Here is a 13,062-nt window from a genome sequence, read left to right as displayed (position 1 = left end):
TTCTGTAAATAATTACCAAACCCGAGAAGGAGATTCAAAATGAACGAAGGACAAAAGAACTCGGGGCGTTTTCTGAATTACGCGCCCTTTCTGATTTCGCTTGTCTTTTGGCTGGTGATTTACTCCTATACTTTTTTACAGGGAGACGACTACCGGTTCAGCGTAAACGGCGGCAGCTTCCCCAGAATCTGGAACGAATATCTGGACTACTATACTTACGGCGGGGCCAGAATGGGGAATCTGCTTGCCGGCTTGTTCCTGATGGCGGGCATGCGCGTCTGGCAGGTGACGACCGCGCTGGCGGCGACCGGAATTTCGCTCGCCTTTTTTTATTACGTCAGGGGGACCCTCCGGCCGGGAAGCGCGGACCGGCGAAGCGCGCTGCTTGCCTGCGTGTGCGCGGTGTTTCCCGGACTTCTGCCCATGTCGTCCCGGCTCTTTTCCGACGCTTTCCTCTGGCTGGACGGCTCAGCCAATTACGTCTATCCGTTTCTGCTGATGCTGGTGGGCTTTCTCCCTTTTTACAACAGTCTGCGCGGACGGAGCCTGCCGAAAGCTTTTCACTGGATATCGCCCGTATGCTTTGTTGCCGCCGCCCTGCTGCACGAGCAGGTCACAACTATGCTGCTGGGGATGTGCGTTGCGGCGCTTTGTTATCTGAAAAAGGACCGGACGAAAAAAGAGCTGGTCTATTTTGGAGTCCTGACGGCGCTGTGCGCCGGGGCGCTGGTTTTCATGCTGACGGCGCCGGGAGCCTATTTCCGCATGGAGCAGGAAAACGGAGAGCAAAGCGAAAAGGCGGCTTTTCTTCATAATTTCATGAGCTATTTCGTCCCGCTCGTGAACGAGGAATGGCCCTGGCTGATTGCGATGGGCCTTACAGCGGTTTTTCTGCTTTCCCGCCGGTCCGGCCACGGGAAGCTCGGCGCGTTCCTTCAGCTTTATCTTTGTTTCGGCGCGCTGCTGACGCCGCTGAGCTGGAGCATGCGTTTTCCGATGCTGACCCTGCCGGCGGAGGAAACGCAGAGCAGCCGCTTTCAGCAAACGGCGGAGGCCGCGCTGATCTGTTATTGGATCCTGTATCTTCTGCTGATTTTCGCGGCGCTGCTGATGTTCGCACAGGAGAAAGACCCCGGCGGAGGGGGAAGCCGCGCTTATCTGCCGGTCCTGTATGTGGGGATGTGGGCGTCCCAGGCGATTCCGGCGGTGGCGACAGCCAGCAGCGGCCGGGCAAGGATGCCTTTGTACGCGCTCGCGCTTCTGATGATATTCTGCGTTCTGTGGGATTACGGCGGCGCCGTTCGCCGGGCGGGCCTTTTGCAGGGCGCTTTGGTTCTGATCGGAATCGTTTCGTTTGCCTGCATCGCGCGCGGCGCCGTGATCAACGGCACGGCGGCGGCGGACATTGAGCGGCAGATGCTGGAAGCGCGGCAGGGCGAACGGAGCACCGTGCTGATCGATTACAATCGGTTTGACTGGACGTTCTGCAACGTGACGTATATTTTTAAGCCGGACAAAAGGCCCCGCAGCTATGAAACCGCGATCCGTAAATACTATGGACTTCCGGACTCCGTGAAAATCCAATATACGAAAGCAAAGGCCGGGCGCGGGGCGGCGGTTTACGAACTGAAGTGACGAGGCCCGGGCGCTAAAAAGCAGATTTCCCCGCCGCGAAAGGCGGGGAAATCTGCTTTTTTATGAAAGGCTTTGGAGAATGACAGCGGAGCGCGTCAAAGAACGGAGCTTGTGCTTTTGATCTCGTCGAGCACGGCGGAAATCTCACCGGCCTTTTCCTTGATCTCCAGCATTTTGTCTTTCGGCACGTTATAGGTCATAAAAACGTCCTTAATCGATTGAATCGAGTCGTAAAGATTCTGGTTTACGGCGATAAACTCCTGGAACACGTTGCTGTTGCTCGCGTTTCTAAACTGTCTGATGTCGTTTTTAATGTACTGGACCACTGCCTTGGATTTCGAAAAAACGCCCGCGGCCGCGGGATAGGGTTTCACCATTTGAAGAAAATACTGGTTTTTCGCGTTGATGTTGTACACGTAGAACAGTTCCGTCTGATCCAAATTGAAACGAATAAAACTGATGATTCCATGCAGGCTCGTCACGTCGGCCCCCATCTGCGTCAACATCATGTCGATTTCTTCCTGATTTGCAGACATATTATTCATGGATAAACACCCCCCGACTCTATTATATCAGATAAAATACAATAAGATAGATGGTCGATAAAATAATGGATACGATCATCAGGGGGAACCCGTATTTCAGGTACCGGGAGAAAGTCAGCTTGTATCCGTGCTTTTCCGCAAGCCCCGCGACGATCACGTTTGCGGAGGCGCCGATGAGGGTTCCGTTGCCGCCAAGGCACGCGCCGAGGGAAACCGCCCACCAAAGCGGCATGATGTGCATCCCGTGGGTCCCCATGGCCTTGATGAGAGGAATCAGCGTCGCCACGAAGGGGATGTTGTCCAGCATGGAAGAAGCCAGTGCGGAAAACCAGACGATGATGATTCCGGTCAGAAGCAGATTGTTTTTGGTCGCATGGACAATGACGGTTGCCAGCTCGTTGATGACGCCGACCTTTTCCAAAGACCCGACGAGCACGAACAGTCCCCCGAAGAAGAACAGCGTCGGCCATTCAATGTTCAAAAACACTTCGTCGACGTTTTCTCCGCTCAGCAGCAAGAGAAGCGCCGCGCCGCTCAGCGCGACCAGAGCGGAGGGGTAGCCCAGCTGCTCGTGAAAGAAAAATCCCAGAATCACCAGCCCGAGGACGAACAAGGACTTTTTCAGAAGCGAGCTGTTTTTAATCGATTTCTTTTCGTTAAAATGAAGGATTTCCTGCTTCTTTTCCTCGCTGATGACAAGCTGCTTGTGAAACAGAAAATACAGGATAAAGAAGGTGACGGCGAAAATAATGACGACGATGGGTCCCAGATTTGCGATAAAGTTTACAAAGCCCAGCCCGGCGGCGCTGCCGATCATGATATTCGGCGGGTCGCCGATCAAAGTCGCCGTGCCGCCCAGGTTGGACGAAATGATTTCCGGAATCAAAAAGGGAATCGGGTCCAGCTCGAGGGTGTCCGTAATGACGAACGTCATCGGCACAATCAGCAGTACGGTCGTCACATTATCCAGAATCCCCGAAATAACGGCCGTAATCGCGCTCAGGCTGAGGATGATTTTCCAGGGATCGCCTTTCACTTTTTTGGAGGCGAAAATGGCGAGATATTCAAAAATCCCCGTGTTCTTCACGATTCCCACAATGATCATCATGCCGACCAGAACGCCCAGAGTATTAAAATCTATATAATTCAGAGCTTCGCTGAACGTCATAATTTTTAAAACCAGAATGAGGCTTGCGCCAACCAGAGCAGCGATCGTTCGATTTACCTTTTCACTCATCACCAGTGCCATGACAATTACAAAAATCGTGAGAGAGGCAATCATTTGCATAGACAAGACTCCTTATTCCATTGATTTGATAATTTACCCGGAATCGTTCCAACAGCTCTCCGGAACAGCGGGGAAGGCATAAAAAAACATCGGGCTCTCCCAAAGAGGAGAAGACTCCGATGGCATAGAGCTGAATCGCAGGCTGAACAGTGCCGCGGCCTCTGCCGTCTGTTTTTATCTCAAACCGAATGAAGTACGCAGTGAATACTTTTAGAGCGAAAAGTTCCCGATTGATTCAGAACACACCTTCATCTGCCATCTAAAAATCTTCATGTTCAGAGCGATTTTCTGTTAACCTGACCTTAGTGTGACCATCATAACAATACAAAATGGGTTTGTAAAGGCTTTTAAGAACATTCGTAACTATCGCATTATTATACGCCCGAATAAATTTTATTTTTGGTAAAATTGATAAATGTTTAACGAACCGTCAAAATGTAAAAAAGCCGTCTCTTGGTTCCCCGGGTCTTGGGCCTTGAGATCAGAAAAGCGGCTGCAGTCAAATAGGAATTGACAGATAGAAAAATATGGGTTATACTAGGTGCGTTGTAATTTTAGATGATGAAAGGAGGCAGGCAAAATGAGAGAGTTAACCGCAGTTAATTTTGCGCGTAAGGTCCGTTTCGGCCTTTTGTCAGAAGTGTTTTTGCCTGTCCCCCGTTTACGATGGGATTTTTGCGCTTTTCTGTAAAGAACGGCGTAAATATGGCGGTTAAAGCATCTCTGACGAGCAGAGGTGCTTTTTTATTTTGCCCATAAGGGATTTTATTGAAGGAGAAGAGTATGAAGAGCAAAGCGCTTGTCTGGCATTATTTAAGAAAAAGCGTCGGCTTTTTTGCCGTCGCTTTGGTTTTCAGCATCCTGAACACAACGCTGAATTCGCTGATTCCGCAGGTTGTGAGAGTTGCGGTCGATTTTGTTACGGGAGAACAAACCGAGGATCTTCCCGGATTACTCACGGGTATTTTGAATTCCGCCCGTGCCCGTGAAAACCCGGCGCGGAGCCTGCTGCTGTTCGCGGCTGTTATTCTTGCGGTCGCGGTTTTATCGGGCGTCTGCAATTACTTAAGCCGCACCGGGGTGGCAAACGGATCGGAATCCTTTATCAAACGCCTGAGGGACCGGCTTTTTCTCCATATCCAGCGCCTGCCGTACAGCTGGCACAACCAGCACCAGACGGGGGAAATCATTCAGCGCTGCACGTCGGACGTGGACGTGATCCGCAATTTCGTCAGCAATCAGATGCTTGAGGTGTTTCGCACCGCGTTTCTGGTGATCCTTTCCATCTCGATCATGTTTTCCATGAACGTGACGATTTCGCTTGTGGCCCTGGCCTTTATTCCGCTGGTGCTGATGTACTCCTGCATTTTCTATTCGAAAATCGCTAAGCGGTTCCGCAAAGCGGATGAAGCCGAGGGGGAGCTGTCGTCCACGGTACAGGAGAATTTAACGGGAGTCCGCGTGGTGCGCGCGTTCGGCCGGGAGCGCTACGAAATCGACCGCTTCGACGAACGCAACGACCGCTTCGCGAATCTCTGGATCCGGCTGGGCGGACTGCTGAGCACCTACTGGGGGCTCGGCGACCTGATCACCGGCCTTCAAATCCTCTGTGTAATCGTGGCCGGTGTTATGGAATCGGTCAACGGCCGGATTACGCTGGGTGAATTTCTGGCGTTCGTATCTTACAACACCACGCTGATCTGGCCCGTCCGGGGGCTCGGCAGAATTCTGTCCGAAATGAGCAAGGCGGGCGTTTCCGTTAACCGCGTGGCGGACATCCTGGCCGCGGAGGAAGAGGAAGAAGACGCAAACGCTCTGCGTCCGCCCATGAACGGGGACATCGCGTTCCACCATATCAACTACTGCTATGAAGGGCAGAAGCCCGTTTTAAAGGATGTCGATTTTACGATTCCCGCAGGCAGCACGTTTGCCATTCTGGGCGGAACGGGCAGTGGAAAGTCGACGCTGATGCATCTGCTCGATCGGCTGTACGATCTTCCGCCGGAGTGCGGCAGCATCACGGTGGGAGGAACGGACATTTCCAAAATTCAGCGCTCGTGGCTGCGCAGGAATATCGGTATCGTGCTGCAGGAACCGTTTCTGTTTTCCCGCACCATTGAGGAAAACATCCGGGCGACCCGACCCGGCGCCTCGCTGGAAGAGGTGCGCGGCGCGGCGCGGATCGCCTGCGTCGACAGCGCGATCGACGGCTTCGGCAGCGGGTACGAAACCATTGTGGGGGAACGCGGAGTCACGCTTTCGGGCGGGCAGAAGCAGCGCGTGGCGATTGCGCGCATGCTGATGCAGCAGGCGCCCATTATGGTGTTCGACGATTCCCTTTCCGCCGTGGATACCGAAACGGACGAGCAAATCCGCGAGGCCCTGAAAGCGAATCTGGGGAATTCGACGGTCATCCTGATTTCCCACCGGATTACGACGCTGATGCAGGCGGATCAAATTCTGGTGCTGGAGGACGGCGCCGTGGAGGAAATCGGCACCCATGAGGAGCTGCTGCGCAAAAACGGAATCTATAAAAAAATCCATGATATTCAGATGAGCAGCGGCGACCGGTCGCTGCTGGAACAGGAGGTCGTATAATGGGTTATGACGAACAGGAGTACAGCAACGCCTTTGACCTGAAAATCTGGAAAAAAATCCTTCCCTATTTAAAGCCCTACCGCAAAACCGTCGTCATGGTCTGCGCGCTGAACCTTTTCTGCGCCCTGGTGGATATTCTGCTGCCGCTGTTTCAGCGGTATGCCATCGACCATTTTATCGAAGCGCGCACGATCAACGGGCTGCCGCTGTTCGCCCTTGTCTACGCGGTCACGATTACGCTGCAGACAGTCAGCGTGATTCTGTTCACCCGCGGCTCCATGCGGATCGACATGCATCTTGGCCGCGACCTGAAACGGGCGTGCTTCGTCCATCTGCAGACCCTTTCGTTTTCCTATTATAACGTTACGCCGGTCGGCTATATTCTGACGCGCGTCATGAGCGACACCAACCGGATTTCCGACCTGGTGGCGTGGAATGTCTTCGACATGCTGTGGGCGTCCGTCTACGTTCTGGGCGTTTTCGGCGCCATGCTGGTGCTGAATGTCAGGCTGGCGCTGATCGTCATTCTGGTCGTCCCGGCCATCGTGCTGCTGACCTGGTATTTTCAGAACCGAATCCTGTACTGGAACCGATTGGTGCGTAAGACGAATTCCCGCATCACCGGCGCGTTCAACGAAGGCATCATGGGTGCGAAAACCTCAAAGACCCTGGTGATTGAAGAAAAGAACGACCGGGATTTTACGGGAATTACCCGGGAGATGAAGGTTTCCTCCATCCGCGCCGCGCGCCTCGGCGCGGTGTATATTTCGCTGGCGCTTCTGCTCAGCTCGGTCGCGACGGCCCTGGTGCTGGACCGCGGCGGGAATCTGGTGCTGCAAAACGCGATGCTGCTCGGCACGCTCTCCGCCTTTACCGCGTATGCCGTTGGAATCTTTGAGCCGATTCAGCACCTTGCGGGCAATTTTTCGGAACTGATTTCGGTGCAGACGAATATCGAGCGCGTCACCGGACTGCTGGACCAAAAGCCCGAAATCGTCGAATCGCCTCAGGTTACCGAAAAATACGGGGATTTGTTTCATCCGCGCACGGAAAACTGGGAGCCCATCGAGGGGAATATCGAATTCAGGGACGTCAGCTTCCGGTATCCGGACGGGAACGAGGATGTGCTCAGCCATTTCAGCCTGACGATTCCCGCGGGCACCACGGTCGCGATCGTCGGGGAAACGGGCGCGGGCAAAAGCACGCTGGTGAATCTGGCATGCCGCTTTTTTGAACCGACCGCGGGAAAGATCCTGATCGACGGGCGCGATTACCGGGAGCGCAGCCAGCTTTGGCTGCACAGCAACATCGGCTATGTGCTTCAGAGCCCCCATCTGTTTTCGGGCACGGTCAGGGAAAACATCCGCTACGGCAGGCTGGATGCCACCGACGAGGAAGTGCTGCGCGCCGCCGAGGCCGTCAGCGCCGACAAGGTGGTGGAAAAGCTGGAGGACGGGTTTGACAGCGTCGTCGGCGAGGGTGGGGACCGCCTTTCCACCGGGGAAAAACAGATGATTTCGTTTGCAAGGGCCGTTCTCGCGGACCCGGCGATATTTGTTCTGGACGAGGCGACCTCTTCGATCGATACCAGAACCGAGCAACTGATTCAGGCGGCGATTTCTCATTTGCTGCAGGGGCGCACCTCCTTTGTCATCGCGCACCGGCTTTCCACCATCCGGCACGCCGACATGATTCTGGTCGTGAAGGACGGCAAGATTATTGAAAGGGGCCGGCACGAGGAGCTTCTGCGGATGAAGGGGTATTACCACACGCTATACAGCCGCCAGTTTGCAGAAGAGTCGGCGATGGGTTTGCTGAAGGCGGAATAAAAGGACCCTAATAAAATTAACGGCCCGGCTGTGATTTCACAGCCGGGCCGTTGTGCGGAAAGCCTTTACACGTAACGGATGCTCAGGTTTCCGAACGAAACGCTGCCGGTCAGCGTGACGGCGGGCGCGCCCGGCTCGGCCGGGACGTCGTTTCTGTCGCTGTTTACCGCGCCGAACGCCGCGTGGACGTGGTCGACGATGCGCCAGTTCCTGTGAAGATAAAGAACCATTTCGCCAAAGCTTTCGTTAATACGGATTTCAGCGCCCTCCGGGCTGAGCTGAACCTGGTCGAAGTACACGCTCAGCTTGCCGAACGACGAGGACAGATTCGCGCTTTTTAAACTGTCGGAATGCAGGTATTTGCAGGATTCGCTGAAGCTTGTTTTCACAAGGATCTCGTTGCCGTCGATGTTTTCCTCCGAACGGGTGCAAGAATCCCCGTCCCAGCCGTGATGATACCGGCACCAGTAATGATGGTGCGGATGGAAAATCATGCTGAACCCGATGGAGGCGAACAAAGCCGCCAGAAGAAGCTGCCAGAAAGAAAATGCAACCAGATGAAGAGGCTGCTGATAGATCAGATAAAGCAGCGCAAGCGAGATGAACGACCCGAACCAGTTCAGGTCCGTTAAGCTGCTGATGAGAACCGCGGCAAGCAGGACGGTCGCCGCAACGCTCCAGAATCCGATTTGAACAAACGCGCCGATCTGGCTTGCGATGACAAAAATCGCCGCCGCCAGAAAGAAAATGCCCCAGAACCAATTTCTATGCTTCATAGTTTCCCCTTTCGCTCAGGCGCTGCCGCAGTTCCCTGTAATAAAACCGCGACGCGTAGATTTGTTTATGACTGTTTGAAAACTGAATCAGGCTGGAGGAGATGAGGTTCCGCGTGATGGAATAAATCTGCCGGATATTGACAATGGTTGATTTTGCGGCCCGCACGAAGCTGCGGGGGAGCATCTGCTCCAGCTCGTACAGACGGTATTTGATGAAATACGCGTCGTCTGCCGTATGAGCGTAAACGCGGTCGCCCTCCGTTTCAAAAAACAGGACGTCCTCCAGAGGAAAGTAGTATTCCTGATTCTGCTTGTAAAAGGTGATTTTCGGCCCCGACTGCGACTGCTCCAGAATAAACTGGTGAATCTTCCGGATCGACTCATCCACGCGGCCGCAGCGGATCAGTACTTCGTCTTCCTTCAGATTGTCGGTCACTTCGATCCGAACCTTCATCGTACCACCCCTTATGCAACCAGTATAGCGGCTTTGAGGCAGGATGGAAAGAGGAATCGGGCGTCCGGTTGATTTTTTAAGGGTAACCGGTGATTTTTTGGCGGCAAGAGGTTCCTTGGCCGAGCGGAACCGCGGATATGCGCAGCGCGGAGGCGGGTCGGCGAAGCCGCTTAAACGGCCGGGAAAGGAGCCTGTCTGTTCTGCGCAAAAGGATTCTATTCCGGAAACGCCCTGAAAAACACGGCGATTTTTTCGGGGACGGCGTCCGCGACGCAACAGGGATCTCGTTTCTCCAAAAGAAACCGTTGCCGCCTGAAAATTGCGCGGTAACAAAAGCACCGAGCGCGGACCATCATCCGCGCTCGGTGCTTTTGTTACGGCATTTAAATTTCCACGGCGATTTTGTCCGCCTGTTCCAGAAGAATCTTTTTGGTATCGTTCAGGTAAGTGCGCTCCGGCAGGCAGATCAGCACGGTGGCGTCGCGGCCGACGGGGTACGGCGCGCCGTGCCAGACGCCGGCGCGGAACACGACCAGCGTACCCGCCGGAACAACGAAAGCTTTCAGCTTTTCCGGTTCCGGCGTCCCGCCGTTGGCGGGACCGGCGTAAAGTACCATGTCGTCGTCCATCGGCATCATGACTTCAACCGTAAAGGAATGGTATTCCACATCCTCAATCACCATCGGCCGCTTGCCGACCTTCAGCGAGCCGAATGCCGCGGGAGCGGCGCTCGCCATGGGCGCCAGCGCCATGTCCCGGTGAAACGCGACCGGCTCCCCGCCCAAAGCGTAGGCTCCGTCCGGGTTCGCGATGTCCGCAAGGTAACCGTACGGAGCCCAGTTCTCCGCGGTAATGGGTTCTGCATGGATCGTTTTCATGGTAAGACCTCCGTGCCTGTCAATAGGTATAATTGTCGATTTCCACTTTGTCGATTTCCTGGAACGGCGCGAGGGTGGAAACCATCCTGACCGGTTGATCGTAGCTGTTGATGCAGTAGTGCACCTCGTTGGGCTCAATATGGATGAACTGGCCGGGTTTCATATGGTTTACGACGCCGTCGACGACAATGTCGACCTCGCCTTCCAGAATATAAAAATTTTCTTCCATAATGCGGTGAAAGTGGGCTTTAAAATCCTGCTTTGGCTGAAACTGAACGATTGCTAGGTTCATTCGGGGACCTTTCATCAGGTATTTGGGGCCGCTGTCACCGAAACGGTATTCTTTGTCTTTCTCGTCAACAATGTACATGATCATTTCCTCCAGTATTTTAAAGACCGGGTGCGCTCCACATGCTCCTGGTCAGATTCTGATTGCTCAGCTCCAACTGCGCAGCGTACACTTTTCTCCAGTCAGGATAGATTCGCTCGTAGATTTCGTGATTTTTCGGATCGGGCCGATAGATTTTGTCCCACTGAACCAGCTCGCCGGCCGCCTCCTGGATGCTGCCGTAAATTCCAACGCCGAAGCCCGCAAGAATCGCCGCCCCGAGCGCGGTCGCTTCCTTGACAACGGGGACCCGGACCGGAAGGCCCAGCACGTCGGCGAGAATCTGACACCAGACGGGGCTTTTGGACGCGCCCCCGGCGAAAACGACCTCCCGCGGCATGTTTCCGGTGGATTCCCGGACCAGGTCGAGGTGCCCTTTCGTCACCATCGCGGTGTTTTCCAGAATCGCCTTGTAAAAGGTGTAGCGGTTGAACTTGTCGGGATCGAGCTCGAAATTGGTAAATGTGGGGGCGGCGTGCTTCCAGCGGATAAAGTTCATGACGTCGGAAAAGGCGCAGAGCATGCCGTAGCATCCCGCCGGGATTTTTTTGGCTTCCTGATCCATCAGGTAATAAGGGTCCTTCCCGGTCTCTGCCGTCCGCTGCTTTTCAAGCTGGCAGAAACCGTCGCGGAACCAGCGCATGACGAGGCCGGGCTTGAACGCCAGCGCCTCGTACTGCCATAGGCCCGGCACTGCGTGGCAGTTTACCCTGACCCGGCAGACGGGGTCCGTCTTTGGCTCTGTCGTGTTGAACTCGTACTGCCAGAAGCTGCCGCCGAAAATCGCCGCCTGGTTCGGACCGACGACGCCGACGCCCACGCAGCCCAGCTGCGCGTCGCCCCCGCCGACCACGACGGGCGTTCCGGCGGACAGACCGGTTTCGGCGGCGGCTTTTTCAGAAACTTTGCCGGCAACGCTGCCGCATTCCTGAACGGGCGGAAAAATATCGGTGCGCAGACCGCATCTTTCCGCGATGGAGGGATCCCACGACCTTTTCTTCAGGTCGAAAATACCTGTCGTGCTTCCGTTGCTGGGCTCGATCGCGAGCACGCCGGTCAGTTTATCAATCAGCCAGTCGTTAAACATGCCCAGCACGGCGGCCTTCTGATAAATTTCAGGCATTTTATTTTTAATCCACAGCAGGCGCGGAAGGGCGTCCAGAGCGAACGACTGGCCGGATTCCGCGTAGAGTTCCCTTTCAAGCTGAGGATCCTTGCGGATCAGCTCCTCCACTTCTTCCGTGCTGCGGGCGTCCACGTTCGCGCAGGCCCAGATTTCCTTTCCTTCTGCGTCGTAAAGGATGATGCCCTCGCGCATGCAGGTGGTTGAAATCGCCGCGATTTCGGCCGGTTCGATCTTCGACTGAGCGAGGACCTCTTTGATGCAGTCCCTGGCTAAAGCCCAGTTGTAGCCCCAGTCGAAATCCATGCTGCCGGGGTACCGGGGATCTTCCCTGTGTTCCCATTCGTGCTGCGCGCAGCTCAGCTGGTTTCCCTTCAGATCAAAAAGCACGGCTCGGACGCTTCCCGTGCCCGCGTCCACAGCCAGCAAATATTTCTGCGACATATTGCCTCTCTCCCCTTTGATACTTATTATGATTATTTTATACAGAATTATCTTCTTCAATCAGCCGCAACGCGGTTTCTTCGTCCGTGATGAGAATATCGATGTATTTTCCGCGCAGCGCCGCGCGAATCGCGTCCACCTTGGACGCTCCCGCGGCGACCCCCACCACGTTGTCGAGCTCCCGGAGCGTTTTCAGGGAAGTGCTGATCAGCCGGTCTTCCACATGGGTCTGGACGGGGACGCCGTCCTTGTCGATGAAATGGCTCAGAACATCCCCGACGGCGCCTTTCATGGACAGATACAGAAAATCGCTTTTACTGAGGATTCCGTTTTCCAAAACGGTCGCGTCGTCCCCCATGCCGCCGATGCCGACCAGCGTCATGGAAGCCAGCCGGACCATGCGGAAAATTTCCCTGACAGACGGTTCTTCCCGCATGGCCGACACCATCTCTTTCGAGGAAACGAGCAGCGGGGTCGGAATCAGGTAAAGCTTGGCATTGAAGGTGTGCGACTGCGCATTGGGAAGATAGTAGCTGACGCCGCCCGTCAGGGAAACGACGGAAACCGTGAATTCGTTCATGGTGGCAAGGTGATTCAGAATCTTGCTGAGCGTATCGCCGTACCCCATATTGATAAAGCAGTTTTCAGAGATCCGGTGGCTGATATACATCGCGGCGGCCTTTGCAATCGTTTCGTTCAGATTTTCACCCATGTGCGGGGTCGGCACCACGAACGTGTCTTTCAGGCCCCACTTGTCGGCAAGCTGGCGCTCAACCTGCATGTGCTGTTCGCCGTCCTGACGAATCTTGAACTGAATTATGCCGTCCTTTTTTGCCTTTTCCAGGATTTTCATGACCCGGATGCGGGAAACGCCCAGCTTTTCAGAGATCTGCTGCTGCGTCATATTTTCCATATAGTAATACCACGCGGTCTTGACCGCCAGGATTTCCTCATAGTCCATATGTTTTCATCTCCAAAAGAATACTTTACCTTATATGATACAGAATAAAACATTGAAAGCAAGAGCAAAGTTACCCAGGTTTAACAAATGTATCTTAATTAAACTTTTGTTGCGATAAACAGTATAGCATTATTCCGAATTGG

At 54.4% G+C, this 13,062-nt stretch carries 11 protein-coding genes; 3 read left to right on the top strand and 8 right to left on the bottom strand.

Features of this window, described 5'->3' with window-relative positions; all coding sequences use genetic code 11:
- Positions 1-39: 39 nt before the first annotated feature.
- Positions 40-1,635, top strand: a complete 1,596-nt coding sequence (locus tag CAFE_RS17390; RefSeq protein ID WP_156991311.1) for a DUF6056 family protein — start codon at positions 40-42, stop codon at positions 1,633-1,635.
- A gap of 95 nt (positions 1,636-1,730) precedes the next feature.
- Here the strand turns inward: CAFE_RS17390 and CAFE_RS17385 are convergent, their stop codons facing one another.
- On the bottom strand, positions 1,731-2,180 hold the full coding sequence (locus tag CAFE_RS17385) for a hypothetical protein (RefSeq protein ID WP_066644504.1): 450 nt from the start codon (positions 2,178-2,180) through the stop codon (positions 1,731-1,733).
- 22 nt (positions 2,181-2,202) lie between these two features.
- A complete protein-coding gene (locus tag CAFE_RS17380; RefSeq protein ID WP_066644631.1) occupies positions 2,203-3,462 on the bottom strand; it encodes an ArsB/NhaD family transporter in 1,260 nt (419 codons plus the stop codon).
- Between the two features lie 789 nt (positions 3,463-4,251).
- Between CAFE_RS17380 and CAFE_RS17375 the strand changes: the two genes are divergently transcribed.
- Entirely contained in the window at positions 4,252-6,066 is a 1,815-nt protein-coding gene (locus tag CAFE_RS17375) for an ABC transporter ATP-binding protein (protein ID WP_139104046.1), read from the top strand.
- Positions 6,066-7,895: an ABC transporter ATP-binding protein gene (locus tag CAFE_RS17370; protein WP_156991310.1), complete on the top strand. Its 1,830-nt coding sequence runs from the start codon at positions 6,066-6,068 to the stop codon at positions 7,893-7,895. Before CAFE_RS17375 ends, CAFE_RS17370 begins: the two co-directional genes overlap by 1 nt.
- 65 nt (positions 7,896-7,960) lie before the next feature.
- Here the strand turns inward: CAFE_RS17370 and CAFE_RS17365 are convergent, their stop codons facing one another.
- The 6 genes from CAFE_RS17365 to CAFE_RS17340 form a co-directional block, all read right to left on the bottom strand.
- Positions 7,961-8,671 carry a LiaF transmembrane domain-containing protein gene (locus CAFE_RS17365; protein ID WP_156991309.1) on the bottom strand — a complete coding sequence of 237 codons (711 nt, stop codon included), beginning with the start codon at positions 8,669-8,671 and terminating at the stop codon, positions 7,961-7,963.
- Positions 8,661-9,125: a LytTR family DNA-binding domain-containing protein gene (locus CAFE_RS17360; protein ID WP_156991308.1), complete on the bottom strand. Its 465-nt coding sequence runs from the start codon at positions 9,123-9,125 to the stop codon at positions 8,661-8,663. Before CAFE_RS17360 ends, CAFE_RS17365 begins: the two co-directional genes overlap by 11 nt.
- 383 nt (positions 9,126-9,508) lie before the next feature.
- A complete protein-coding gene (locus tag CAFE_RS17355) occupies positions 9,509-10,003 on the bottom strand; it encodes an ureidoglycolate lyase (protein WP_156991307.1) in 495 nt (164 codons plus the stop codon).
- 19 nt (positions 10,004-10,022) lie between these two features.
- Entirely contained in the window at positions 10,023-10,373 is a 351-nt protein-coding gene (locus CAFE_RS17350) for a cupin domain-containing protein (RefSeq protein WP_066644529.1), read from the bottom strand.
- A gap of 19 nt (positions 10,374-10,392) precedes the next feature.
- Complete coding sequence (lsrK, locus tag CAFE_RS17345) at positions 10,393-11,958, bottom strand: autoinducer-2 kinase (RefSeq protein WP_156991306.1); 1,566 nt, start codon at positions 11,956-11,958, stop codon at positions 10,393-10,395.
- A gap of 37 nt (positions 11,959-11,995) precedes the next feature.
- On the bottom strand, positions 11,996-12,919 hold the full coding sequence (locus tag CAFE_RS17340) for a sugar-binding transcriptional regulator (protein WP_156991305.1): 924 nt from the start codon (positions 12,917-12,919) through the stop codon (positions 11,996-11,998).
- Positions 12,920-13,062: the final 143 nt, after the last annotated feature.

This window comes from Caproicibacter fermentans, assembly GCF_009746625.1.
GTDB classification, from domain to species: domain Bacteria; phylum Bacillota; class Clostridia; order Oscillospirales; family Acutalibacteraceae; genus Caproicibacter; species Caproicibacter fermentans.
This window is presented reverse-complemented; position numbering and strand designations above follow the sequence as displayed.